A 25110-nucleotide genomic window follows, 5' to 3' on the forward strand; every position below is an offset into this window, starting at 1 on the left:
TAAAATCTAGTTTTCTTTTTTATGATCAAGATTTTTAAAATATGAGAAAAATCTTTCTAAATCTAATACATAGAATTCGTAAACTTATTTCTTGGCTCTGGAAGCAGGAAGGTTCTCCCTCACAGAGAGCACTAGGGTTGGGTGTGGGGATATTTAGTGGTTGCTTTCCATTCTTTGGTTTGCAAACTTTGATGGGAGTATTTTTAGCAAAAATTTTCAAGGGGAATAGTGTTTTTGCAGCTGTTGGGACTTGGATTAGCAACCCATTGACTTATGTGCCTTTATATTATTTTAATTATAGAATAGGTTCTCTAATAATTAACAAAGATAAAAATATAGTAGATTTTAGCCATATAACTACTAATCAGTTGTGGTCTCAAGGTTGGTACCTAAGTTCTCGATTATTAATTGGCTCGATATGTATGGGCCTTTTGACTGGAGTTATTGGTGGGCTCGGCTCATATTATTTACTCAAAAAACTTTCTGATAAAATATAAATTTATATCTTTGTGATGCTCTTTTTTAGCAATTCATCTAATTCATAAAAATGTTAATTGATTCCTGTTCTAGCGATATCTAAGACATCTACCATCGAACGTATTTGATTGATAGTGATTTCTAATTGATTAACGCTTTCTAGTTCAACTCTTAAATCTATACATGCTGGTTTACCTTGAGATGTCTTAACTCTGGCATCTATTACATTAATGCCTCTATCAGAGAGTCTCATTAATATATCTTTAAGCACTCCGACTCTATCAATAACTTCAATTCTTAATTGAATAGGAAATTTTTTTTCTTTGATGCATGTATTGTTATTCCACTTTACTGAAAGTCTTCTATTATCAGGAACTGATTGTATGTTGACACAATTAGTTCGATGTATAGTTATCCCATGATTCCCAAGTGCAACTGTTCCAAGTATGGATTCTCCTGGTAAAGGGCTGCAACATCCACCTAGTCTGTAGTCAAGCCCTTCCAGGCCAAGTATGGGCGAATATTTGGTTTGAGATGTTTTTGTTTTGTTGGAAACTTGATTTGTTTGTGATCCAATTTGGTTTGCTATCTCGATATCACTTAATTCATTCTCAGGTAGTTGGTTTTGAATTTTTATCTCTTCTCTAAACCTATTTATTACTTGATGTAGGGTTAAGGCCCCAAATCCAAGTGCAGCTAATAAATCCTCCGTGGACTTTAGATTACATCTTTCAGCAACTTTTGTGATCGCTTCACCTTTTAGTAGATTATCAATCCCTTTACGACCAAATTCTTGTTCTAGTAGTTCTTTCCCTCTTAAAATTGTTTCTTGACGATGACTTTTTTTATACCATTGCCTGATACGATTTCTAGCTGTGGGTGTGGCTACATAGTTTAACCAATCCAAGCTTGGATGGGAACTCTTGTGAGTAAGGATCTCAACAAAATCTCCATTTTCTAGAGGTGTAGATAGCACACACAAACGATCATTGATTCTCGCACCATTACAATGATTCCCTACTTCAGAATGAATCCGATAGGCGAAATCGATTGCGGTTGAACCATTCCTTAATCCCAAGACATCTCCTTTTGGAGTAAAAACAAACACTTCTTCATCAAATAAATCTTCTTTAATTGATGCAAGATAGTCATTATGATCATTTACGCCATCTTCTTGTTGCCATTCAACTAATTGACGCAACCAATTAAACTTTTCTGAATCAGGATTGGCAGGAGATCCTCCTTCTTTGTACTTCCAGTGAGCGGCAATTCCAAATTCTGAAACCCTATGCATTTCTGGAGTCCTGATTTGCACTTCAATAGGTCTGTGTTTGCCAATTACTGCTGTATGTAGCGACTGGTATCCATTTGGTTTTGGGAGGCCTATATAGTCTTTAAAACGCCCGGGTATTGGTCTGAATGTGTCATGGACAACAGCAAGAGCTCGATAACATGTCTCGACATCTGAGACAAGAATTCTTAGAGCAGCAACATCAAAAATTTCATGAAATTCTTTTTGTTGCCTTTGCATTTTGCTCCAAATTCCATATAAATGTTTTGGCCTTCCACTAACTTCACATTGATTAAGTCCTGCTGAGTTCAAACGATCTTTGAGTAATTGAACAGTTGTATTTAATCTCTCTTCTCTTTCACTACGTTTACTAGCTATTTGTTGTTGAATTTCTCGGAAGGGATCTGGCTCTAAAAGTTTAAATGCCAAGTCCTCCAGTTCCCATTTAAAACCTCCTATTCCTAAACGATTAGCGAGTGGAGCATAAATTTCTCTTGTTTCTTTCGCTATTCGAGTTTGTTTTTCTTTCCCTAGGTAACTAATAGTACGCATATTGTGTAGCCTATCTGCAAGCTTCACTAGTACTACTCGAATATCGCTAGCCATAGCTAGAAACATTTTACGTAGGTTTTCTGCTTGAGCTTCTGTGCGATTATTAAAATGGATTCCTCCTAATTTAGTAACTCCTTCTACTAGATATCTAACCTCACTCCCAAAATACTCCTCGAGTTGTTCTGGGGTTATATCTGTATCTTCGACGACGTCATGTAAAAAACCTGCTGCAATTACGCTAGCGCTTGCACCTATCTCTCTAAGTAAGTCTGCAACTGCAACTGGATGTGTTATGTAAGGCTCCCCACTTTTTCTGAATTGACCTTTATGTAATTGAAATGCAAGATCAAAAGCAGCAACTAATAAAGCTTCAGAATCTCTTGGGCAACTTGCTCCTATCCCAGGTGGAATATTTCTAATGCAATTTTTTAACCACTCTGGCAAAATAATTTCGTAATCATCAATATTTTTAATCTGACGAGTTCTGAGTTGCGGCTTGCCATCAAAAAATTCATCACAGACAACATTGGTCTGGGTTGAATTGCGTGCAGAGGTGACTTTAGACATCAGCACCGGCGCTTAATTTATCTTATTCACGCTCAACATTTCTTGCTACCTTTTTATGAATAATTCATCAAACGAAGTTTTAAAGATAAATAAACTAAATGCTATCTATCCAAATAGTTCTAAGTTCGTATTAAACGGACTAGATCTGAATATGAATCGTGGGGATAGGCTTGCATTAGTTGGTAGATCAGGTTGTGGGAAAAGTACTGTTGCAAAAGCTGTAATGCAGCTTCTTCCTGCTGGATGTATTTGTAAGGGTGAGGTTTTTTTAAATGGGAAAAATGTATTGGAGCAAGATAAGGTTTCTTTGCAAACTATTCGAGGAACAGAGGTTGGATTGATATTTCAGGATCCAATCTCACGTTTAAATCCCTTAATGACTGTTGGCGATCATTTGGTTGATACTTTTAGAGCTCATGATAAGTCTGCAACAAATAATACTTTAGTAAATAAGACTAAAAGCTTACTAGATAAAGTTGGAATAGATCCTTTGAGATTTAATTCTTATCCTCATGAATTTAGTGGGGGGATGCGACAACGGGTGGCAATTGCTTTGGCAATTTCTTTAAGACCTCCTTTGATAATTGCCGATGAGCCTACAACTAGCTTGGATACAATAGTTGCTGACCAGATCATGGGTGAATTGAGTTTTCTTTGCGATGAAATTGGGACTGCTTTACTATTAATTAGTCATGATTTATCTATGGCATATAAATGGTGTAATAAAATTGCAATACTTGATTATGGGAAAATAGTTGAATCTGGAAATATTAAGGAGATAATTTCTAATCCAAAAACTCATATTGCTCAAAGGTTAGTTGATTCATGCAGAATATTAGAAGGCTCTGCGAGAGAAATAATGAATAAAAGGACTGTATTATTGAGAGTAAATAGATTACGATGTTGGCATAATATAGGCTTTTGGCCCTTCAATACTTTTTGGCTTAAAGCTGTTAATGAAGTTACCTTTTCTCTTCATGAAGGTGAAACTCTTGGCGTAGTGGGTCCATCAGGATGTGGTAAGAGCACTCTATGTAGAGCTTTGACTGGTTTATTGCCTACAAGAGGTGGAAGTATTTCTTTCCTTGGATCTAATATTTCAAATTACAATAAGAAATCTTTGAGACAATTACGTAAATTTATTCAAATTATTTTTCAAGATCCTGCTACTGCTTTGAACCCTAAGATGTCGGTACTCGATGCAATTATAGATCCTATTCTTATCCACAAGTTGTTAACTAGATCTCAAGCGAGAGAGAAAGCTCGTCATCTTTTAGGCCTTGTAGGTTTAAACCCCACAGAAATGTATGAACAACGTTTACCTTCTCAACTTTCAGGGGGACAACAGCAAAGAGTAGTTATTGCAAGAGCACTGGCACTTAACCCTAAAATACTTATCTGTGATGAAAGCGTCAGTATGTTAGATGCAGAAATCCAAGCAGAAGTTTTAGAGTTACTTCGTTCTTTACAAGAAAAATTAAAATTGTCCATGTTATTTATAACTCATGACTTATCAGTTGCAGCAGGCTTTTGCCATAGAGTATTAGTATTTGATAAAGGAAAAATTATTGAAGAGAATTCTGGTAAAAATTTGTTGGATAATCCTCAACAATACCTGACACAAAAGATGGTTAAGTCTTGCCCTAGATTGCCGAAATAATATTATTGTTTGACTTTAATACTTTTAAAAGTTTCTCAAAATCTTGCGGTAATGGAGCTGTGAATTTCATTCTCTTTAGTGTTATTGGGTGTATCAAACCTAATTCAATTGCATGTAATGCTTGGCCGCTAAGATTAATGGGTAATTTTTTACATCTACTATAAGTTTGGTCTCCAATAATGGGGTGACCTATGTGTGCACTGTGAACACGAATTTGATGAGTTCTACCTGTATCAAGTTTGAACTTAAGAAGAGAAAAATTTCCTAGGTTTTCAATTAACTTCCAATGTGTGCAAGCATATCTACCTGATTCTTCATTAACTACAGCATATTTTTTTCTATCTTTTGGATGTCGACCAATACATCCGACAACCACTCCTCCAGTCTCTTTAATGGCTCCATGTACAACAGCAATATAATGTCTTGCGGCCACTCTTTTTTGTATTTGAATTTGAAGTTTTACTAAAGCTTCTTGAGACTTTGCTACGACAATGCACCCAGTTGTGTCTTTATCTAAGCGATGAACTATTCCAGGCCTTAATTTGCCTCCGATTCCAGGTAAGTCTGGACAATGATTGATTAATCCATTGACTAAAGTTCCAGATTTATTACCTGGTGCAGGATGTACTGCTATCCCTGCTGCTTTATTGATGACTATTAAATGATCATCTTCGTATAGGATGTCTAAATCAATGTCTTCTGGTTTTAAGTAAGGAAGAGGTTCCGGTGGTGGAACCCAAAGTTGAATTACGTCGCCTGGCCTAACTGGCGTTTTTGCTTTCCCAGTTTTACCGTTAACTCTTGCAAAACCAGCTTCGATAAATTTCTGAATATGAGCTCTACTTTGTTCAGATCTTTGACTGACCAACCATCTATCTAGCCTCATAGGTAATGGCTTTTGGTATTTACTCTCGAATAATTCGCCTGGACCTTGCCCAAATTCAAGCTTGATTTCTTTATCCATTAGGGGAGTTCAAGAGAAATATTTCCCAATAAATTTTTACGAAAATCATCAAGTAGTCTTTGAGACATTCTTCTAGTATCTCCGGAAGTGTGACGTTTTGCTGCAGAAAGTAGCCATAAAGATTTATCTTTAATGACTTCATTGATAAATATTCCATATCTATTTTGAAGACACATTGGCTTAATTCCGGCTTCTTTCTTGTTTGCTAATGTCTCAAGAAGTTTCATAAAGTTAATGGCTACTTGTTCCGTATCGTATGCGGCTTGACCGATATCATCACATATGGCCAGCTTTAATGCGGCACTTTGATCTTCAAATCTTGGTGGAAGAACTCCAGGAGCATCCAATAGATCCAGATCTTGTCCCAATCTTACCCATCTCAAACTTCTAGTTACACCTGGCTTTCTTGAACTAGAGACAACTTTTTTTTTAACTAATCTGTTAATGAGAGCAGATTTTCCAACATTTGGGAAACCAAGAGTTAGTACTCTAATTGCACGATTTTTCATCCCACGATCGAGACGTCTTTGATTTAACTCTTGCCCAGCACGAATGGCAGCTTGTTTTATTTGAAGAACGCCTGTTCCAGCTTTTGCATCACACCACCATGGGACTTTCCCTTCTGACCTTAATTTTTTATCCCAAGCTTTATAGGCATCGATATTGATCATGTCTTTTCTATTAATAACTAATATTTGCTTCTTACCTTTTAACCATTTTTGAAGATATGGATGAGAAGTTGAGAGAGGAATCCTTGCGTCTCGCACTTCGAAAACTAGATCAACTTTATTCAGATGGTCCTTTAATTGTTTTTCTGCTTTTGCAATATGACCTGGGTACCATTGTATAAGCTGCTTGTTCACGGAAATTAAAAGAATTTGGTTGAAATTGATTTATCTCGAAATTAAAAAAGTTAATTTTATCTATTTTGGGTGGGTATTTTTGAAATTTCTAAGTTCAACGTATCATCTGAAATGATTACGTAAGTTAATAATAATAATTGATTTATTCTAAACATCCTGACGGGAAATCAATTTTATTGATCAATCTAGATTGATAGAATTACAATATTTAATAACAAGCCATTGAAAAAAAACATCTCTCTTATTGCGTGTTTAAAAAAAATTGATTTCCAAACTTATTGCTGTAAGATTATTTCTCTAGTAACTGCAGTTGTTTGAGGGGTAATTAATTATTTTCAATAAAGGCTTTTAATATTTAAAATATCGTTTTTGGTTCCTCAAGGGTTTAGGTAGATTTTTTCTGTGTCTTAGTAATTACCCAATTGGTGCCTTTCAAGAGCTATGGTCACTCAGTTTCCTTTCTGAATCCTATAAATTATGTCTAAGCGTTCCCTGTCAAGTCTCGGCGCTGAAGACTTATGCGGCAAACGTGTTTTAGTGAGAGTTGATTTTAATGTCCCATTAGGAGATGAGGGGCAGATAACTGATGACACAAGAATTCGTGCTGCTTTACCAACTATTAATGACCTTCTTGAGAAGAGTGCAAGAGTTATTCTTTCTGCTCATTTTGGTAGGCCAAAGGGAGAGGTTAATGAAACAATGCGTTTGACAGCTGTTGCTCAAAGACTGAGTGAATTGCTTGGTAAAACAGTTGTAAAAACAGAAAGTTGTATAGGAGCTGAAGCTAAGTCAAAAGTAGATGCGATGTCTAATGGCGATGTTGTTCTTTTGGAAAATGTTCGATTTATTGCTGGTGAAGAAAAAAACGATGGAGAATTTGCTAGAGAATTAGCTTCTTTGGCAGAAGTTTATGTAAACGATGCTTTTGGTGCCGCTCACCGTGCTCATGCTTCAACTGAGGGAGTTACAAAGTTCCTGAGTCCTTGTGTCGCTGGTTATTTAATGGAAAAAGAATTGAAGTACCTTCAAGGAGCGATAGATCAACCTCAAAGACCATTGGCTGCAATAGTTGGCGGTTCTAAAGTAAGCAGTAAAATAGGTGTTTTGGAATCTTTAATTGATAAATGTGACAAGATAATCGTTGGTGGAGGGATGATATTTACTTTTTATAAAGCCAGAGGATTATCTGTTGGTAACAGTCTTGTAGAGGAAGACAAGCTAGATTTGGCAAGTGCTTTGGAGAAGAAAGCGAGAGATAAAGGAGTTGAGTTCCTGTTACCAAGTGATGTTGTATTGGCTGATGATTTTTCTCCTAATGCAAACAGTAAAGTTTCAAGAATAGATTCTATTAGTGAAGGCTGGATGGGATTGGATATTGGTTCAGAATCAATTGAACTTTTTCAGAACGCCTTGAAAGATTGCAAAACTGTGATTTGGAACGGACCGATGGGTGTCTTTGAATTTGAGAAATTTGCTAATGGAACCAATTCAATAGCTAATACGTTGGCTGATTTAAGTTCCCAAGGATGCTGCACAATTATTGGAGGTGGAGATTCAGTAGCAGCAGTTGAGAAAGCAGGTTTAGCTAAAAATATGTCTCATATATCTACTGGAGGTGGAGCCAGTCTTGAACTTTTGGAAGGGAAAGTTCTTCCTGGAGTTTCTGCTCTGGATGATGCTTAAGAATTTGAATCTGGCTTTATGATTTTTAGAAGTAGGTTTTTATAGACCTACTTCTATTTTTTTTGTTACTGAATAAATACCTTCAGGATGAGTAATGATTGCTGAAAAAGTTTGAGAGCCAGGATTTAAGGGGGCTTGGATATATTTAAATAAACCACCTGATTGATTAGGCTTAATCCCAAAGATATCATTGGATAAATTAATATTATCTTCGTTTTTAAGTAAGATAATTCCACTAGCAGTTAATGCATTGCCTAATGGATTTTCAATGACTAAATTTATTTCGTATTTCTGACCAGTAAAAACTTTGTCTGGAGATATAATTTTTATAATTAAAGGTGACTTTTGACTATTCAAAATTGATTCTTCTTTAATAACTTTATATCCTTTGATTTTATTGTTGTAGGTCTCTAATTCAACAGTCTGTTTAGAATTGAGATTATAAATTTGATTATTAATTTCTCTTGTAGATATTATTTTGACATTTAGTAATGACTTATTTGTTTCATTTCTAACTTGTTGAATTGACCATTTTGCATCTTTATATTTTTCCTGAAAAGCTTTGTAGCGCTTATTAAATTCATTGAATGATTTTTTTAGAAATAAATCTCTTAGTAAATCATCATTATTCAGGTTAAGAATTTCCTCCAATTTATTACTTAGCAACTGCTTATCCATAGTTTTACTTAAAGCAGAATTGATCATTAGGGGATGTAGCAATAAAAATATTATTGATTTCACTATGAGTGAATGTCGCACGCCTACCTTTTTTACTCAATATAACCTAGCCTTCATGAATAAGGTTATTTAATTTATGCCTCGCCTTTTAATTGCTGCAAGCGGAACAGGTGGGCATATTTATCCTGCATTGTCTTTCGCTGATTCACTCTCAAATTCTTGGGAAATTGAGTGGCTAGGTGTGCCAAATAGGCTAGAGATTGACCTGGTTCCCAAAAAATACAATCTAATCAAGCTAAAAGTTGGAGGATTACAAGGAAATATTTTTAGAAAAATGTTTGAAATTTGTAAATTACTCCTTTCTTCTATCCAAGTTTCTATTCTATTACGTCAAAAAAAGATTAACGTTATTTTTACTACTGGTGGGTATATATCTGCTCCAAGTATTCTCGGAGCGAAAATAACTGGCATTCCCATCATTTTGCATGAATCTAATGCTATCCCTGGAAAAGTAACTAGGCTATTGGGTAGGTTTTGTGACCATGTGGCGCTAGGCATCCCATCGGCATCGGAGTATTTGCAAGGATGTAAAACAAGTTTTACTGGAACGCCTGTAAGGTCAGAATTTTTTTTAGATCAATCTCTTCCCCATTGGGTGCCGATCGGAGATGGTTTATTGATTGTGGTTATGGGAGGTAGTCAAGGAGCAATAAAAATGAATGAGATGGTTAGGAATATCTTGCCTTGGTTGCTTGAGAAAGGTTGTAGAGTTGTTCATCTGACTGGTCACAACGATTGTTTCTACAAAAATTTAGATAAGGTTAATACGCACGCTAATTTGGTTGTAAGACAATTCAGTAATGAAATATCGGCCTTACTGCGAAATGCTGATCTTGCAATAAGTAGAGCAGGATCTGGTGCAATTTGTGAATTAATGGCAACTAAGACCCCATCTATTTTAATACCTTTTCCAGCTTCTGCCGATCAACATCAAGAGTTAAATGCTGCTTATATGGCTAGATATGGAGGTGCTGTAATAGTTAATCAACATGATCCAGAAAAGGCTATTTTGAAAAATACTTTATCTAATCTGCTAGACTCTGATTCTCTCAGTAAAATGAAATTAAATATGAATAATTACAATTGCATTAATTCGAAAAATAAGTTGTTTGATATTATAAATTTGATTAGTTAATGTAATCTTTTAATGTATTAATAATTTGAATATTTTGTGTTCTTTTTTGAAAACTTATTCTTATCCAATTTTCACCTAAATTTGTAAATGATCTACAATCTCTTAATAAAATTCCTCTTTTTTTTAAATTCTCAAGAAGATTTAATATAGAATTATCACTTTTAATTAACTGAAAATTAGTAGTTGAAGGCAAAGGCTTAATAGTAGAAAAGGTTGATAAATTTTCAAATAACCACTTCCCTTCTTTGTCTACCCACTTATGGATCTTATTTAATCTTTTTTTATGCATCTTCGAATCTTTCATTATCATTTTAGTTGCATTTATAGCTAGCGTATTAACGGGCCAAGGATCTCTTATCTCCTTCCATTGTAATAATCTATCTGCATTAGTTACGGCATATCCAACCCTTAATCCAGCTATACCTATAAATTTAGTGAGACTCCTTATCACTATAAGGTTCTTGTGTTTATTAGTTAAGTCAATTATTGATTGATTTTCACCTCCAGGTACAAGAGAAATAAATGCTTCATCGCAAATAACCAGTTTATAATTAGTTAATATACTTTCTATAGATGCACGACTCCATAATTGCCCAGTTGGATTGTGCGGATTTGTGATCCACAATACTTGGGCTTTTGGTTTAATTGGAAATGATTGAGGATTTCTATTAGTCCAAGATAAGGGTAAAGGGTTATGAATATAGGGAGCATTCCAACATTTTAAAGCTCTTTTATAGTCTCCAAACCCAGGCGAAGGTAAAGAACTTAGGCCATACAAGCTTGCATCTCTTGCTGCCCAAGTAAATAATTCAGAGGCTCCATTTCCAGGTAAAATCATAGAAGGATCAATATTATGCCATTTTGAAATAGCATTTTTGACTTCGAAATAACTTCTATCAGGGTAAGATTTAATAGATCCATTCTTTATACTATTAATTAGATAATTATTTAATTTTTTAGGTAATTTAAACGGTACGATTGATGCACTTGCATCAATGATATTTTTTGTTGAAAGTCCTAACTTTCTTGCTTCTTTTTCAATATTACCTCCATGATTATCAAAGTCTATTTTCATTATATTTGAGACAATATCATGTCCAGTTTCACTCATAATCATTTGCTGAATTCATTTGTCTAATATTTCCAAGGTTCTTCTGAACCGATTGCATCTTTAATATTTTTGAATCCGTGCTTTTCCATTTGCAATGTTAATCCATCTAAAATATCAGGAACTAAATTTGGCCCCTCAAATATCCAACCAGTATAAATTTGAACTAGTGATGCTCCAGCTGTAATTCTCTCCCATGCCGCTTTTGCTGAGTCAATTCCACCCACGCCAATCAGCGGTAAATCATTATTAGTACTTCTTCTAAGCCTCTTCATAACTTCAAGTCCTCTTTTTTGTAAGGGAAGTCCACTTAATCCTCCACTTTCTCGCTCTAAAGTATTTCCAGTTTTGATTGTTAGTTTTTTTAAATTAAATCGATTTAAGCTTGTATTGATTGCAATGATTCCATCAATTCCATTTTCAATAGCAACTTTGGCAATTTCATCAATTGCTTCATTGGAAAGATCTGGTGAAATTTTTACAAGCAAAGGCGGACAATTCGATACCTTTCTAAGAGTTCTTATTAATTTTTTTATTTGTTTTGTTCCTTGTAGTGAACGAAGACCTGGGGTATTTGGCGAACTAACGTTGATTACTGCATAGTCTGCTAATGGAGCCAACAGGGTTAGGGATCGAGAATAGTCTTTTGGAGCGTCATCAAGCGTTGTGATTTTTGACTTTCCTAAATTTATTCCTAGGACACAGGGTCTATTCCCGGGCTCAGGGAGTTTTTGCTTTTCTAAAGTTTTTAAAAAATTCTCTGCTCCTTCATTATTGAATCCCATTCGATTCAGTGCAGCTTTTTCTTTAGCAATTCTGAAAAGTCTCGGTTTTGGATTGCCTTTTTGGGGATGCCAAGTAATTGTTCCTAATTCGGCGAAACCAAATCCAAAATAGTTCCAAAGACCTGCTCCTACCCCATTCTTATCAAATCCTGCAGCAAGTCCTAAAGGGTTTTTAAATTGAGAGCCAAAAATAAATTGATTTAAGCTGGAATTGTTTCTTTGAAGACCACTCGATGCTTTTTTAAGGATGTTAGAAATTATTGGGAAATTTCTATTTAATGAGGCTAATTTAATTGCATTAAGAGCTGAATTAGTAAGAATTTCCGCATCAACACCCTCGTCCTGAGATAGAAGCTGGCCAAGCAGAATATTGTATAAGTCGCTTTTTTTATTTTTTGACAAAATCTTTTAGTTGTATTTTTCGACCTTTAGAAAAAGCTACCGCAATAGCATCGACTCTATCATTATCTTTTTCTCCACTATGACCTTTGACATATTGAAGTTTGATTTTTGGTAGCGAAGGATCATCAAGAGCTTTCCATAAGTCTTGATTGAGAACTGGTTTGCCCGAGGCTGTTTTCCAGCCTCTCTTTTTCCAGTTTGACATCCATTTTCCCATCCCATCAATTAAATATTTGCTATCAGTTTTAATGGTTATCGAGGGGTGAAATTTTATTTCTTTTAATTTTTCCAGAACAAATAATGCAGCTTGCAATTCCATTCGATTATTTGTTGTATCAGGGCTATATCCACCGAATTCAACTTCGCTTCCATCTTGGAATCTAATTAATACTCCCCAGCCACCGGGACCTGGATTCCCACTACATGCACCATCAGTTGCTGCAGAAATCGCAAATTTTTCTTCAGTTGTCATAAAAAAAAACCGGTCTGATTAGACCGGTTTCATATAAGCAGAAAACTGGTGTTTATCCAGTAACAATATTTATTTTAAAGTTACTTTCCCACCAACAGCCTCAATTGCTTTCTTTAGCGCCTCAGCATCTTCTTTTGTCGCTCCTTCTTTGATTGCCTTTGGAGCCGCTTCAACTAGGGCTTTTGCTTCGCCAAGGCCTAAACCTGTGGCATTGCGGACTTCTTTGAGGACTTTGATTTTAGATGAAGCTTCAAAGCTTTCTAAAACTACCTCAAATTCAGTTTTTTCTTCGGCAGCCTCACCACCATCGCCAACAGCAGCAGCTCCTGGAGCTGCCATGACAACGCCAGCAGATGCGGCAGCAGATACACCAAAAGCTTCTTCTATTTGCTTGACAAGCTCTGAAGCTTCAAGCAAAGAGAGGCTTTTTAATGAATCTAAGATTTCATCGGTTTTTGCAGACATGTTTTAAATCAGCAACTAAGTAAGTAGAAAACAAATTGTTTAACAATGAGTATCAGCTCTCGCCGCTCTCAGAATGTTGTTTAAGAGACCTTGCAAGTCCAGATGGGACCTCATTTATACCAATAGCGATTTTGCTTGTTATGGAATTCATTGCACCAGCAATTTGCGCCATAAGTGCTTCCTTGCTAGGAAGTTTTGCAATCGCTTTGATCTCATCTTGAGATAAAAGTTTGCCTTCGAAAAGACCTCCTTTAGTCTCAGATTTTTGAGTTTCCTTTTGAAATGCTTGTACAGCTTTAACAGCACTCCCAACATCTCCTTTGATTAAAACAAAGGCGTTAGTACCAGTAAGCAATGACTCCAAACCAGTCCAGGAATCTTTTCCTTTTATGGCTTGACGCATCAAGGTGTTTTTAGTGACCTTGCAGATGCCATCGCTTTTTTGCAATCTTGAGCGCAAGTCAGACATCTCTTTTGTGGATAAGCCCTTGTAATCAAGAACTAGAGCCATTTCAGAGTTATCCAGTAGACCCTCTATCGTTTCCACGATCTGTTTTTTGCTTTCCAGCGTGCGGCCCATAATAATTGGATCGAATCGGGGGAAGGACTGGACATACGGCCATATTCCCCTTGGGGAATCGAGGCCGCTTACGATTCAATCCAAAAGATAAAACCCTGCGTATGCCTCGGCTGGGATTATAAATTCTATTAAAACAAAGGTTTAATAAAATCAGACCTGCTGTCTTTGGCTGGGCGCATGCCCTCGTGGTTAAACCACTCGGTTAATTTACAACAAAAAGGGTCACTTTTCTTTCTGCAAGTCTTGTAATTCGTTGATATCTACTTCTACCGATGGCCCCATTGTGGATGTAATAAAAAAGCTTCTCCAGAATTTTCCTTTTGCTCCGCTAGGTTTATTTTTATCTATTGTTAATTGCAATGTCTTCAAATTTTCAAGAAGAGCATCTTCCGAAAAACTCGCTTTACCAAATCGGACATGCACAATGCCTGCTTTGTCTGCTCTGAATTCAAGCTTTCCTGCTTTAAATTCTTTAATAGCTCCTACTAAATCAGTTGTAACTGTTCCTGCTTTTGGATTAGGCATAAGTCCTCTTGGTCCAAGCACTCTTCCAAGTTTTGCAACCTTGGGCATCATATCCGGAGTAGAAATTAGCAGATCGAAGTCCATTTCTCCTTTGTTGATTGAATCAACTAAATCTTCCTCCCCAGCAAGATCAGCGCCTGCTTTCGTCGCCTCAGAAACTTTTTCACCGCGTGTCACTACCGCTATCCTGATGTTCTGACCGGTACCACTTGGCAAGGCAACTGTTGTTCTAAGTTGCTGATCAGTATATTTCGGATCTATGCCTAGCCTTATGTGAGCTTCTATAGTCTCATCAAATTTTGCATTTGCATTCTCCTTGACTAGCTTTATTGCTTCAATGGGAGAGTATGTACGTTCTTCCACTTTGGAAAGTAACGTTGTCATTCTTTTTGAAAAATTTTTCATAATAAATTGGGGTCCAATCGACTTTTCGTCTCCCCCTTCAAGAGAACGTTGGATGATTTTACGATTTTATTAGTCCTTTATGGAAACCCCCATATTTTTGGCTGTCCCCTCAATAACTTTCATCGCTGATTCGATGCTGCTGCAATTGAGATCTGGAAGTTTTGTTTTAGCAATTTCTTCCAGTTGACTTTTACTAATAGAACCGGCAGTTCCTTTCGCTGACTCGCCTGAACCTTTTGCAATGCCTGCGGCTTTAGTTATTAGAACAGAAGCAGGAGGGGTTTTTGTTATGAAAGTAAAACTTCTATCTTCGAAAACTGATATTTCTACAGGAATAACAAAGCCAGCTTTGTCTTGGGTGCGCGAATTGTATTCCTTACAAAACGCCATAATATTTACCCCATGTTGACCAAGCGCAGGCCCAACTGGGGGTGCTGGGTTAGCTTTGCCAGCCTGTAAGGCCAACTTGATCAGGGCTACTACTTTCTTTGCCATCGGCTGAGGATTGAACTAATGCGGAAAACCTGAAACGAATCAGATAAATTATCTAATAAACTTAACTCCTAGACTGACCAGACAGCAAAAGGAAATTAAAAATCAATTTTGTTTGGTTATTTGAGAAAATTCAAGTTCAACAGGAGTCTCTCTTCCGAAGATTGATAATAGTGCCTTTAGTTTGTTTCTTTCTCCAGAAACTTCAATTACTTCTCCTTGGAAATCTTTAAAAGGTCCTGAAGTGACAACAATCTGATCACCTTCTTCTACATCCAACTTGACAACAGTTTTCTTCTCAGCTGCTCGTTTAAAAATTCTATTAACCTCTTGCCTGCTAAGAGGACGTGGTTTGATATGACCTCGTGCTTTACCAGTAGCTCTTCGATCTTCTGCACCAACAAAATTAATTACATTAGGAGTACTCCTTACCGCCATCATTGTGTCTTCATCTAACACCATACGAACAAGCACATATCCAGGAAATACCTTCTCTTCTGTGGTCTGCCTACTACCATCTTTCTTTAGCTTAACTGCAGGTGTTTGAGGGATTTCGATCTCTATTATTCTGTCACTAACACCAAGAGTGATTGCTCTTTGTTCAAGTGTCGCTTTTACTTTCTTTTCGCAACTGGAGGCAACTTGAATTGCGTACCAACGTGCAATATTTGTCTTTATCGTTTGGTTGGGAAAATGTGATTGATCATCCTCAATGTTCTCTGATCTATCGATTATTTTTGAATCTTTATTAGGAGTGGTTTCAATATCTGACACTGGAAAAAATTGTGAGAGGTTTAGAAATTTAGATGAGTGAACTCAGCGAAATATCTGAGTAGAGGCCCATCCATAAAAACGGCTTACAGCTGCGATTGATACTGCTGATAGAGTGACCATTAAAATCACAGCAACAGATTCACTGAAAAGTTGTTGGCGTGAGGGCCATACAACTAATTTCATTTCATCAATTGTAGAGGATAAAAAACTTTTTTTTAAGGCAGTTTTTTCCTGTTGTTTAGGAATTACCTTTTCTTGATCCTCTTTAGAGGTTGGACTGGTCACTTTGGGAAGATTAAAAGGAAGGTACTTTTGAAAAAAATTGCTATGAACCTAGATTAACTTATGTTTGATGGATTAGTTATCTATTAAAAAAAGAAGTTTTTTTGACTCATCATCTTTAATCTTAACCCTTATTGTTTTCGCATCTTCAAAAGCTTCCTCTAAAATTTGTGTTGCCAGTGGGTTTTCTAATCTCTTTCGGATTACTCTTCTTAGTGGTCTAGCTCCGTATTCAGGTTCATAGCCTTCATTAGCAAGAGTCTTAATGGTGTTTTCGTCAACATAAAGATCTAAACCTTGGAGCTTGAGAAGCTTCTTGAGTTCTTCAAGTTGAAGGCGCACAATTTGTTCTAAACTCTCAGGCTTAAGTGGACTAAATCTTATTACTTCATCGATGCGGTTCAAAAATTCTGGTCGAAAATGTTTTGTTAGTGCCTCATTGATTTTTTGATCTAATTCTTCTGCAAGAATATTTTTATTTGAACTTTCACTTCGTACTTGAAGTGAATTATTTAAGATTGCCTGGCTAGCAAGATTGCTCGTCATAACAATAACTGTGTTTCTAAAATCTACTGTTCGACCTTGAGAATCGGTGAGTCTTCCATCATCTAAAACCTGTAAAAGGATATTAAAAACTTCTGGATGAGCTTTTTCTATCTCATCAAGGAGTAAAACTGCATAAGGTCTTTTTCTAATTGCTTCTGTTAATTGCCCACCTTCTTCATAACCTACGTATCCAGGTGGTGCACCTAAGAGCCTTGAAACAGCATTTCTCTCCATATATTCGCTCATATCAAGTCTCAATAAAGCGTCCTCTTCATCAAATAATGAATTTGCAAGTGATTTAGCTAGTTCAGTTTTTCCAACACCTGTAGGGCCCAGAAAAAGAAAGGATCCTATAGGCCTTCTTATGTCCTGCATCCCAGCTCTTGCTCTACGAATTGCTGCTGAAACTGCTTGAACAGCTTTTAATTGACCGATAACTTTTTTTTCTAATTCTTGTTCTAACTGTAAAAGCTTTTGTCTCTCACCTGATAAAACTTTGCTAACAGGAATCCCTGTCCATCTTGAGACAACATCAGCTACATCCTCTGGGTTAACTTGATCTCTTAGCAAAGAATTTCCATATTCATTATCTTTTTGAATGCAAGCTTCTATTTCTTTAATGCGTTCTTTGATTTTAAAAAGTTGTTCATAGCTAAGTCTTTCTGCTTCTTCAATATCACCGGAGATTTCCGCTTCTCTTATTAAATTTTTTAGTTCTTCAGCTCTTACTTTTAGTTCTTGTAGTTCCGCTGATTTCTCGATTTGATCTTGCCATTTTTGTTTGATCTGGGCTATTTCACAGAGTAGAAATTCTTTCTGTTCTTCAAGATTATGTATGGTTTCTAATGTTGTCTCTTTGTTTGCACTTTTGATTGAAGACTCTATATCAATAACTTGAGATTCTTTCTCTTCTATGATTTTTGGTTTTGATGCAGATTCGATTTTCACCTGAGCTGAAGCCTCGTCAATCAAGTCAATAGCTTTATCAGGTAGGCATCTGTCACTTATATATCTATGAGATAAACGATTTGCTGTAATTAGGGCTTCTTCAGTAATAGTCACTCCGTGATGAGACTCATAATTTTCTCTAAGTCCTTTTAGGATTTCCAAGCTTAAATCTAGACTTGGTTCTTTGATTGATACTTGTTGAAATCGTCTATCAAGAGCTAGGTCTTTTTCAATCGTGCGTCTATAATTGTCCGGAGTAGTTGCACCAATACAACGTAAGTCTCCGCTGGCTAATAATGGTTTTAATAAACTGCCAGCATCAGTATTTGATCTGTCTTTGCTTACAATTGAGTGTAATTCATCAATAAATAGAATCACTCCTTTTTCGCTGTTGCTGATTTCACTTAACAATGATCTAAATCGTTCTTCAAATTGCCCTCGGAATTTAGCTCCAGCTATTAATGCACCGATATCAAGTGAAATCAGTCTTAAACCTTGAAGAGATTCAGGAAGTTCGTTGGCTATTATTTTTTGTGCTAATAATTCTGCTACTGCTGTTTTCCCCACACCTGGAGCACCAATAAGTACTGGATTGTTTTTGCCTCTTCTAGATAAAACTTTTGTAATTGCTTTGATCTCCGACTCTCTGCCGATCACAGGGTCTAATTTCCCGTCTTCAGCTTCGGCTGTAAGGTCTTTGCAGTATAAATCCAATGCACTTGGCGTTTCATGAAGTTTTAAAGGTTCTTCTTTTGATGTGATCTCCTTATTGCTGATAGGAGCAAGTGACTCTGGGGCAGTATTTTTTGAATTTTTTTGGGGAGATACAGACGGCCTGGAATTTTTGTGTGGTCTATAGTTTTTTTGTTGAGTTGTATTTCTTTTTGATTGTTTAAATGATTTTGGTGCTGGTAGTCGTCTCAACTCTGCTTCAAGAAGTTCACTAGGCAGGCCTGCTTGATAAAAAAGATCTTCTCCTAAGCGATTGTCTCTACCAAGTGCGATAAGGATATGAGATATCTCTATTTGATTGGATCCCCATCTAGAGCGAAATTCATCAGCTGTTTCAAGAAGAATTTCTAAATCTTCTCCAACAAATAAGTCTGATTGATTGTTTATTGGAAGTTCAGCAATAAAGTTATCTAAAATTTGATTTATTTCTCTATGATTAACAGGTAGGGAATTTGTATATTTTTCGAATTTTTTGTTTCTAAAAAGAACTTGAATAAGATGTTCAACATCTAAGTTCTGATGGCGCCATCTTTTGGCCGATTGTTCAGCTATTAGTAAAAGACTCCAAGCTTCATCGCTAAAAGAATCTGGTTCTGTTGTGAGACTACCATTCATTTTCGATTAATTTGATTGAAATTGGTCATTTGCCTTCTAAATTTTGATTGAGACCTTTTTATCGATACGTTTATTTCTTGTTAAGACAAATTTGATTGATTAGGTCTTGGAAAGCAAGCTAGATTAGCAATTCAGGAACATATGGGAATAATGTAGTTCATAAGATCTAAATTCATCTTAAATTTGTGGCTGAATCTCTAGAACTAGTTATTGATACCATTATGGCCCGAGAAGTTTTGGATTCTCGTGGTAATCCAACGGTAGAAGCTGAAGTGCTTTTAGAAGGAGGAGCTATTGGACGTTCGATTGTTCCAAGTGGCGCCAGTACTGGAGCCCATGAGGCTCATGAATTAAGAGATGGTGGAAAACGTTATCTGGGTAAAGGAGTTATTAAGGCCGTTGGTCACATAGAAGAAACTATTGCTCCTGCTTTATGTGGCCTTTCTGCTTTAGATCAAGCCACAGTTGATTCTGTAATGAAACAACTTGATGATACAGAAAACAAATCAAATCTTGGTGCAAATTCAATTCTCGCTGTCAGCATGGCTACAGCAAGAGCAGCAGCTAAAGGTTTGGGGTTACCTTTATACAGGTATTTAGGTGGACCAATGTCATCTTTATTGCCAGTGCCATTGATGAACGTCATCAATGGAGGAGAACATGCTGCAAATAATTTAGATTTTCAGGAATTTATGTTGGTTCCTCATGGTGCTGAAAGCTTCAGAGAAGCCTTAAGAATGGGAGCTGAGGTTTTTCACACGCTTAAAGATTTATTGAGCCAAAAAGGTTTGTCAACTGCTGTAGGCGATGAAGGAGGATTTGCTCCGAATCTTGAAAGTAATAAAGCAGCAGGCGACCTTTTAATGCAAGCAATTGAACATGCTGGATTTAGACCAGGGGAGCAAATCTCTTTAGCATTGGATGTCGCAAGTACAGAGTTTTATAAGGAGGGAAAATATATTTATGGAGGAAATTCATATTCCAGCGAGCAAATGGTTGAGGAATTGGCTGGGTTAGTTAATTCATTTCCAATCATTTCTATTGAAGATGGATTGGCTGAAGATGATTGGGATGGCTGGAGCTTGCTTACGGAAAAGCTTGGCAAAAGTGTGCAATTAGTTGGAGATGATTTATTTGTCACCAACACACTTCGTTTACAAAAAGGCATTGATGACAATATTGCAAATTCAATTTTAATCAAGGTTAATCAAATAGGTTCTCTGACTGAAACACTTGAAGCTATAGAGCTTGCCTCAAGATCGAATTATACAACTGTAATAAGTCATAGAAGCGGAGAAACTGAAGATACAACTATTGCTGATTTGTCAGTAGCAACTAAATCAGGTCAAATTAAAACAGGTTCATTAAGTAGGAGTGAAAGAGTCGCGAAATATAATCAATTACTTCGCATTGAGGATGAGTTAGGTAGTCAAGCTACATATGCCGGACTTGTAGGCTTGGGACCAAGAGGAAGATCTAAGATTTGATTATGACTATTTAAGGCCTTTATTTCCTTGGAAACTATCTAAACGACTTTCGCTTCTTATCTTAAATTTTAATTTAATCCAACTTAGAGCTATCGGAAATCCAATCGTTGCTGGTATGAGTAATAGAAAAGGTCTATTAGTTGAAGCTAGTAAAGCAGATGATATTGCAAGTGAGCCAAGGAGAACAGAATTACCCAATTGATGTTGAGCATAAATTATTCTTCTGAGTTGCCTATCTGATTCACCCATTCGCACTTGAAGTTGCAAGTCCCCTTGCTCTAGTTTCTCTAGATTTTCATCTAAGCGTTTTGGTAATCCAACAGCTTTACTCCCTATTTCAGTGACTTGTCTTCCTAATTCATTAAATAAGTCATTAGAATCTGAATTTTTTGAAGTCATTAGAGGGAGAAGAAATGGTTTTGCTATGGCTATTAAGTTAAATTCGGGGTCTAAATATCTTCCAACTCCTTCAAAAGTTGATAACGCTCGAAAAACAAAAATCAACTCAATGGGTATTCTAAAGGGTTTCCCATAAGCTAGTTCAGATAAATCCCCAGAGAGCTTTTCTATAATTTGAGAGTCAAAGGGAGGTGTAAGAGCTTCATTTAACATTATTCTTATTAACCTTCTAACTGGACCTATTTCGATATCTTTTTCTATTAAGCCAGCTATTTGAAGCTCTTTGACAAGTCCACTAACATCTCTAAGCGCTGCGGCTTTGATCATAGAATTTAGTCTGCCTCTAATACGCTCAGAGACAAAACCCATCATCCCAAAATCATAATAAATAAGAGAACCTCCCAAAGAAACAGCTAAATTGCCTGGATGAGGATCTGCATGAAAAAAACCATAATTAACTAATTGTTTTAAATAACTTGTAGCTCCAATCTTTGCGATTGAAGCAGTATCAATGTCATTACTCTTTAGAGATTGAATGTCATTAATCTTAATTCCTGATAAATACTCCAAGCACAAAACCTTACTGGTGCTTAAATCCCAAAATACACTTGGAATTAAAATATCTGGGTCATCTATAAATTGTTGTTTAAATCTTGCTGCATATTGGGCTTCAATACGAAAATCAAGTTCTCTTAGCAATACTCTCTTCGACTCCTTTGCAATCCCTATCCAGTCATTACCTCGACTTAGGGACTTTATTCTTTGAACTAATTTGGCTACTTGATTCATTACATCTAAATCAAGCCTGAAAAACTTTTCTATATCGGGTCTTTGGACTTTGAAAATAACATTTTTATCATCAATTAACCTAGCTTTATGAACTTGAGCAAGCGATGCTGAGCCAATTGGAATTTGATCAATACTTATGATTTTTTTGTATGAATTTCCAAGTTGATCTTTTAAAATACTTTGAACTTTTTCAAATTCAAAAGGTGGAACTCTATCTTGTAAAGATGTAAGTTCTTTTACCCATTCCGATGGGATAACATCAGCTCTTGCAGATAAAAGTTGTCCTAATTTTATAAATGCTGATCCCAGATTAACTAATTCTTTCGTAAGCCATTTTGCTCTTGAAGTATTTCTTCTATTTCTTCTTGTGGCGGTATAACCATTTAAATAAGTCCATTTTTTTGAATCAAACCATAAATAGAAAAGTAATCCCAATAATATTATCCAAATTCTAATGGCTCTTCTAAATCTTTGAAGTTGACTAACTAGAAATATCAATTTTTTCCCTCAATATCTTTGTTGATGTCAATAACCTTTGATCTTATATTATCTATTTTAATTTGAATTAAATCTTCTTTACTTAACTCTTCCCTAGAACTTTTCTCTTTTGATGAATTAGGTTTTTTCCCTAAACGTTCAGATTCTTCTATAACCTCTTCTTTAAAGCTATCCCATTCATTTTGGAGTATTTGTGGCAATTCCTCAGCAATTTCGGTGAATTCTTGGGCAGAATGGATCACTTTCTTCGTTATCCGAGCTGCTATTCGGTTTATGGCTGCTTTTAGCAGTATTTCTGAGTCGCTCAATGATCTAATTAATCAGCTTTCACTTTAGAAGATCCAGGGTTTTTTGTGTCTTCAGATTGAAACTGGCTATATGCAGATTTGCTCTTAATCAATTAAATCTATTTAGAAGATTGTTTGTTATCACTCAACTAAGAATATTTTCATTAGAGTTGAAGAGTACAAACATTTGATTTGATTTGATTTGGGGTAAAGTCTAATCTGTTAACCCAAGTGATTTCAAAACATCCTTTTCTCTTCTCGAGAGATCAAAACCTAACTAAGAGATTTTCCATTGGAAACCATTGAAACTGATGTTGTCATAGTTGGTGGTGGGCCTGCTGGTTGCAGTTGTGCGCTTTACACTTCCCGTGCAGACTTGAAAACAGTAATTCTCGATAAGAATCCTGATGTAGGTGCGCTAGCAATAACACATCAAATTGCCAATTATCCAGGTGTTTCTAGTGAAATGAGCGGAGAGGCCCTTTTGAAATTGATGAGAGATCAAGCTACTCAGTACGGGGCTGATTATCGCAGAGCTCAAGTTTTTGGAATTGATGCTACTGGTGACTGGAAAACGATTTACACCCCAGAGGGAACTTTTAAAGCAAAGGCACTTGTAGTTGCGAGTGGTGCAATGGGAAGACCAGCATCATTTAAAGGGGAGGCGGAATTCCTTGGTAGAGGTGTGAGTTATTGCGCGACTTGTGATGGAGCTTTTTATAGAGATCGTGAAGTCGCCGTTGTTGGTACTAATAAAGAGGCAATTGAAGAGGCAAATGTTCTTACAAAATTTGCCTCTAAAGTTCATTGGATAACATCCAATGATCCAAAATCAGACGATCATCATGCACAAGATCTGTTATCAAAACCAAATGTGAAACATTGGAGTAAGACGAGGTTAATGCTAATTGAAGGTAATGATTCTGGGGTGACAGGTATTAAGGTTAAAAATCGTTCAATTGATTCTAATCAAGATATAGCTCTTGAAGGAGTTTTTGTGTATATGAGCGGTTCAAAGCCTATTACTGACTTTCTAGGTGAACAGGTCGCGTTTAAGGAGGACGGAGGAGTTTTGGTTGATGACTTTATGTCGACAACAGTCGAAGGGGTTTGGGCAATTGGGGATATTAGAAATACTCCTTTTAAGCAAGCTGTTGTTGCAGCCTCGGATGGATGTATTGCTGCTATGGCAATAGATAGATATTTAAATAGTCGTAAATCAATACGTGTTGATTGGGTTCACGCCTAACTTAATCAAACAAGAAGTATTTTTTAAAGAGGTGTTGCCTCTGAAACATAGGCCACACCTCCATAGTAACTAAGCACAGATTTTATATTTTCTCGTATTTTATCTATTATCTCTTGCTCGCAAAAAATAATTACGTGTGCATTTGCCCCAAATCCTGTGAATTCCATATCTTCAGTGACGATTCTTTCTGGCCCCCTTCCAGTTGCATGTTTCATAACGGTATAACCAGGAACTTCAGCTTTTTCTAATGCTGATAGAACATCATTTAATTCTCTTTCACTAAAAATTAAGTCTAGTCTTTTCATGATATTTAGTTACCCAATTGATGGAATCATTGTGTTTACTAAGCCCATATATACTGGTATTCCAATGATGATGTTAAAAGGGAAAGTTAATCCAAGAGTTGTCGAAATGTAATAACTAGGTCTAGCTTCAGGAACAGTCATTCTCATTGCCGTTGGTACAGCTAAGTATGACGCACTAGCACAAAGAACTACAAACAAAAGAGCATTACCTGGATCTAAATTTAGAAATCTGGCTATTACTGATCCAAGTACAGCATTAACGATTGGCATAAAAACTGAAAACATCACTAGAAAGGCACCAGTCTTATTGATGCGAGCGAGGCGTTGGGCCGCAACAATTCCCATGTCAAGCAGGAAAAAACATTCTGCGCCATAGAACAAATCAGCGGTAAATGGTTCCATTTTCTTTATGTCAGACGGATCAATTGCTGATGTTAAAAAACCTATGAGAAGGCTTCCGAGTAATAAATAGACAGAACCATTTAACATTGACTCATGAAGAATTGATCCCCACATCATTTTTCTTTTGATGGGCCTATCTTTGGGCGCTCCAAATTTGACTAAGAGAAGACCAATTATTATTGCTGGTGACTCCATTAGTGCCAAAGCTGCAACCATAAAACCATCAAAAGGTATATTTTGACTTTCGAGAAAGCTTTCAGCAGTTATGAATGTAACTGCACTTATTGATCCATATGCAGCTGATATTGCTGCTGCATTAAAAACATCAAACTTAAATCTCAGTATTACAAAACAAATAAGAGGGATAAATAGTGACATTAATATTGCTGCTATCACAGTTGGAAGAACTGGATAACCAAAGCCACTTTTTTGTAGCTCAATTCCGCCTCTGAAGCCTATTGCAAGTAAAAGATATAAAGAAAATAATTTTGGAAGGGGAGCTGGAATCTCAAAATCAGACTTTAATGCGTATGCAATTGCACCCAAAAAGAAAAAAAGTATCGGAGGACTTAAAGCATTTTGGATGAAAAGGTTTTGTCCCATTTCTCGTTAGTTTTTAAAGCAATCAATCAG

General features: G+C 36.3%; 24 protein-coding genes. 6 read left to right on the forward strand and 18 right to left on the reverse strand.

All coding sequences use genetic code 11. The annotated features are described in order from the left end of the window. Window positions 1-41: 41 nt before the first annotated feature. Window positions 42-497, forward strand: coding sequence for a DUF2062 domain-containing protein (locus AC6EIW_RS09095; RefSeq protein WP_498520332.1), 456 nt, complete (start codon window positions 42-44; stop codon window positions 495-497). Between the two features lie 53 nt (window positions 498-550). On the opposite strand, the gene AC6EIW_RS09100 is transcribed toward AC6EIW_RS09095, so the two are convergent. After that, on the reverse strand, window positions 551-2887 hold the full coding sequence (locus AC6EIW_RS09100) for a RelA/SpoT family protein (protein WP_498520333.1): 2337 nt from the start codon (window positions 2885-2887) through the stop codon (window positions 551-553). 55 nt (window positions 2888-2942) lie between these two features. Between AC6EIW_RS09100 and AC6EIW_RS09105 the strand changes: the two genes are divergently transcribed. Then, window positions 2943-4547 carry an ABC transporter ATP-binding protein gene (locus AC6EIW_RS09105; protein WP_498520334.1) on the forward strand — a complete coding sequence of 535 codons (1605 nt, stop codon included), beginning with the start codon at window positions 2943-2945 and terminating at the stop codon, window positions 4545-4547. Here AC6EIW_RS09105 and AC6EIW_RS09110 read toward each other — a convergent pair. Next, on the reverse strand, window positions 4531-5511 hold the full coding sequence (locus AC6EIW_RS09110) for an RluA family pseudouridine synthase (protein ID WP_498520335.1): 981 nt from the start codon (window positions 5509-5511) through the stop codon (window positions 4531-4533). The genes AC6EIW_RS09105 and AC6EIW_RS09110 overlap by 17 nt on opposite strands. Beyond that, window positions 5511-6374 carry a ribosome biogenesis GTPase YlqF gene (gene ylqF, locus AC6EIW_RS09115; protein ID WP_498520336.1) on the reverse strand — a complete coding sequence of 288 codons (864 nt, stop codon included), beginning with the start codon at window positions 6372-6374 and terminating at the stop codon, window positions 5511-5513. Before ylqF ends, AC6EIW_RS09110 begins: the two co-directional genes overlap by 1 nt. Window positions 6375-6851: 477 nt before the next feature. Here ylqF and AC6EIW_RS09120 point away from each other — a divergent pair, with 477 nt between their 5' ends. Next, window positions 6852-8057: a phosphoglycerate kinase gene (locus AC6EIW_RS09120; protein WP_498520337.1), complete on the forward strand. Its 1206-nt coding sequence runs from the start codon at window positions 6852-6854 to the stop codon at window positions 8055-8057. 39 nt (window positions 8058-8096) lie between these two features. On the opposite strand, the gene AC6EIW_RS09125 is transcribed toward AC6EIW_RS09120, so the two are convergent. Beyond that, entirely contained in the window at window positions 8097-8762 is a 666-nt protein-coding gene (locus AC6EIW_RS09125; RefSeq protein ID WP_498520338.1) for a DUF8623 domain-containing protein, read from the reverse strand. 109 nt (window positions 8763-8871) lie between these two features. On the opposite strand from AC6EIW_RS09125, the gene AC6EIW_RS09130 reads away from it, so the two are divergent. Then, window positions 8872-9930 carry a UDP-N-acetylglucosamine--N-acetylmuramyl-(pentapeptide) pyrophosphoryl-undecaprenol N-acetylglucosamine transferase gene (locus AC6EIW_RS09130; protein ID WP_498520339.1) on the forward strand — a complete coding sequence of 353 codons (1059 nt, stop codon included), beginning with the start codon at window positions 8872-8874 and terminating at the stop codon, window positions 9928-9930. On the opposite strand, the gene AC6EIW_RS09135 is transcribed toward AC6EIW_RS09130, so the two are convergent. The 10 genes from AC6EIW_RS09135 to AC6EIW_RS09180 all read right to left on the reverse strand — a co-directional run bounded on the left by AC6EIW_RS09135 (window position 9923) and on the right by AC6EIW_RS09180 (window position 19061). Next, window positions 9923-11005: a pyridoxal phosphate-dependent aminotransferase gene (locus AC6EIW_RS09135; protein ID WP_498521641.1), complete on the reverse strand. Its 1083-nt coding sequence runs from the start codon at window positions 11003-11005 to the stop codon at window positions 9923-9925. The two genes, AC6EIW_RS09130 and AC6EIW_RS09135, sit on opposite strands and share 8 nt — an antisense overlap. Before the next feature lie 59 nt (window positions 11006-11064). Further along, complete coding sequence (locus AC6EIW_RS09140) at window positions 11065-12225, reverse strand: quinone-dependent dihydroorotate dehydrogenase (RefSeq protein ID WP_498520340.1); 1161 nt, start codon at window positions 12223-12225, stop codon at window positions 11065-11067. Then, complete coding sequence (rnhA, locus tag AC6EIW_RS09145) at window positions 12212-12697, reverse strand: ribonuclease HI (RefSeq protein ID WP_498506631.1); 486 nt, start codon at window positions 12695-12697, stop codon at window positions 12212-12214. Before rnhA ends, AC6EIW_RS09140 begins: the two co-directional genes overlap by 14 nt. A gap of 69 nt (window positions 12698-12766) precedes the next feature. After that, a complete protein-coding gene (rplL, locus tag AC6EIW_RS09150; RefSeq protein ID WP_498520341.1) occupies window positions 12767-13162 on the reverse strand; it encodes a 50S ribosomal protein L7/L12 in 396 nt (131 codons plus the stop codon). Window positions 13163-13214: 52 nt separating this feature from the next. Beyond that, window positions 13215-13742: a 50S ribosomal protein L10 gene (rplJ, locus tag AC6EIW_RS09155; RefSeq protein WP_498520342.1), complete on the reverse strand. Its 528-nt coding sequence runs from the start codon at window positions 13740-13742 to the stop codon at window positions 13215-13217. 222 nt (window positions 13743-13964) lie between these two features. Then, complete coding sequence (rplA, locus tag AC6EIW_RS09160; RefSeq protein ID WP_498462089.1) at window positions 13965-14672, reverse strand: 50S ribosomal protein L1; 708 nt, start codon at window positions 14670-14672, stop codon at window positions 13965-13967. Between the two features lie 69 nt (window positions 14673-14741). Further along, complete coding sequence (rplK, locus tag AC6EIW_RS09165; RefSeq protein WP_269604350.1) at window positions 14742-15167, reverse strand: 50S ribosomal protein L11; 426 nt, start codon at window positions 15165-15167, stop codon at window positions 14742-14744. A gap of 102 nt (window positions 15168-15269) precedes the next feature. Continuing rightward, entirely contained in the window at window positions 15270-15878 is a 609-nt protein-coding gene (gene nusG / locus AC6EIW_RS09170; protein WP_498463481.1) for a transcription termination/antitermination protein NusG, read from the reverse strand. 102 nt (window positions 15879-15980) lie between these two features. Further along, window positions 15981-16223, reverse strand: coding sequence for a preprotein translocase subunit SecE (secE, locus tag AC6EIW_RS09175; protein WP_498462091.1), 243 nt, complete (start codon window positions 16221-16223; stop codon window positions 15981-15983). A 72-nt stretch (window positions 16224-16295) separates the two neighbouring features. Beyond that, a complete protein-coding gene (locus tag AC6EIW_RS09180) occupies window positions 16296-19061 on the reverse strand; it encodes an ATP-dependent Clp protease ATP-binding subunit (RefSeq protein WP_498520343.1) in 2766 nt (921 codons plus the stop codon). 185 nt (window positions 19062-19246) lie between these two features. On the opposite strand from AC6EIW_RS09180, the gene eno reads away from it, so the two are divergent. Further along, window positions 19247-20548: a phosphopyruvate hydratase gene (eno, locus tag AC6EIW_RS09185; protein WP_498520344.1), complete on the forward strand. Its 1302-nt coding sequence runs from the start codon at window positions 19247-19249 to the stop codon at window positions 20546-20548. A 6-nt stretch (window positions 20549-20554) separates the two neighbouring features. Here the strand turns inward: eno and AC6EIW_RS09190 are convergent, their stop codons facing one another. Next, complete coding sequence (locus AC6EIW_RS09190) at window positions 20555-22234, reverse strand: ABC1 kinase family protein (protein WP_498520345.1); 1680 nt, start codon at window positions 22232-22234, stop codon at window positions 20555-20557. After that, window positions 22231-22542, reverse strand: a complete 312-nt coding sequence (locus tag AC6EIW_RS09195) for a hypothetical protein (protein WP_498520346.1) — start codon at window positions 22540-22542, stop codon at window positions 22231-22233. Before AC6EIW_RS09195 ends, AC6EIW_RS09190 begins: the two co-directional genes overlap by 4 nt. A gap of 271 nt (window positions 22543-22813) precedes the next feature. Between AC6EIW_RS09195 and AC6EIW_RS09200 the strand changes: the two genes are divergently transcribed. Then, window positions 22814-23770, forward strand: coding sequence for an NAD(P)/FAD-dependent oxidoreductase (locus AC6EIW_RS09200; RefSeq protein ID WP_498520347.1), 957 nt, complete (start codon window positions 22814-22816; stop codon window positions 23768-23770). A 23-nt stretch (window positions 23771-23793) separates the two neighbouring features. On the opposite strand, the gene AC6EIW_RS09205 is transcribed toward AC6EIW_RS09200, so the two are convergent. Beyond that, window positions 23794-24075, reverse strand: coding sequence for a P-II family nitrogen regulator (locus AC6EIW_RS09205; protein ID WP_498520348.1), 282 nt, complete (start codon window positions 24073-24075; stop codon window positions 23794-23796). 9 nt (window positions 24076-24084) lie between these two features. Beyond that, complete coding sequence (locus tag AC6EIW_RS09210; RefSeq protein WP_498520349.1) at window positions 24085-25080, reverse strand: sodium-dependent bicarbonate transport family permease; 996 nt, start codon at window positions 25078-25080, stop codon at window positions 24085-24087. Window positions 25081-25110: the final 30 nt, after the last annotated feature.

The sequence above is a fragment of the Prochlorococcus sp. MIT2308 genome, assembly GCF_059772345.1.

What these genes read in the sequence shown, in the direction of transcription:
- rplK (WP_269604350.1), bottom strand. Translation starts at nt 15,167, where the DNA reads ATGGCAAAGAAAGTAGTAGCCCTGATCAAGTTGGCCTTACAGGCTGGC.
- rplA (WP_498462089.1), bottom strand. Translation starts at nt 14,672, where the DNA reads ATGAAAAATTTTTCAAAAAGAATGACAACGTTACTTTCCAAAGTGGAA.
- AC6EIW_RS09100 (WP_498520333.1), bottom strand. Translation starts at nt 2,887, where the DNA reads ATGTCTAAAGTCACCTCTGCACGCAATTCAACCCAGACCAATGTTGTC.
- AC6EIW_RS09110 (WP_498520335.1), bottom strand. Translation starts at nt 5,511, where the DNA reads ATGGATAAAGAAATCAAGCTTGAATTTGGGCAAGGTCCAGGCGAATTA.
- AC6EIW_RS09105 (WP_498520334.1), top strand. Translation starts at nt 2,943, where the DNA reads ATGAATAATTCATCAAACGAAGTTTTAAAGATAAATAAACTAAATGCT.
- AC6EIW_RS09120 (WP_498520337.1), top strand. Translation starts at nt 6,852, where the DNA reads ATGTCTAAGCGTTCCCTGTCAAGTCTCGGCGCTGAAGACTTATGCGGC.
- AC6EIW_RS09125 (WP_498520338.1), bottom strand. Translation starts at nt 8,762, where the DNA reads ATGATCAATTCTGCTTTAAGTAAAACTATGGATAAGCAGTTGCTAAGT.
- rplL (WP_498520341.1), bottom strand. Translation starts at nt 13,162, where the DNA reads ATGTCTGCAAAAACCGATGAAATCTTAGATTCATTAAAAAGCCTCTCT.
- AC6EIW_RS09205 (WP_498520348.1), bottom strand. Translation starts at nt 24,075, where the DNA reads ATGAAAAGACTAGACTTAATTTTTAGTGAAAGAGAATTAAATGATGTT.
- rnhA (WP_498506631.1), bottom strand. Translation starts at nt 12,697, where the DNA reads ATGACAACTGAAGAAAAATTTGCGATTTCTGCAGCAACTGATGGTGCA.
- AC6EIW_RS09210 (WP_498520349.1), bottom strand. Translation starts at nt 25,080, where the DNA reads ATGGGACAAAACCTTTTCATCCAAAATGCTTTAAGTCCTCCGATACTT.
- AC6EIW_RS09095 (WP_498520332.1), top strand. Translation starts at nt 42, where the DNA reads ATGAGAAAAATCTTTCTAAATCTAATACATAGAATTCGTAAACTTATT.
- rplJ (WP_498520342.1), bottom strand. Translation starts at nt 13,742, where the DNA reads ATGGGCCGCACGCTGGAAAGCAAAAAACAGATCGTGGAAACGATAGAG.
- AC6EIW_RS09135 (WP_498521641.1), bottom strand. Translation starts at nt 11,005, where the DNA reads ATGAAAATAGACTTTGATAATCATGGAGGTAATATTGAAAAAGAAGCA.
- AC6EIW_RS09130 (WP_498520339.1), top strand. Translation starts at nt 8,872, where the DNA reads ATGCCTCGCCTTTTAATTGCTGCAAGCGGAACAGGTGGGCATATTTAT.
- AC6EIW_RS09180 (WP_498520343.1), bottom strand. Translation starts at nt 19,061, where the DNA reads ATGAATGGTAGTCTCACAACAGAACCAGATTCTTTTAGCGATGAAGCT.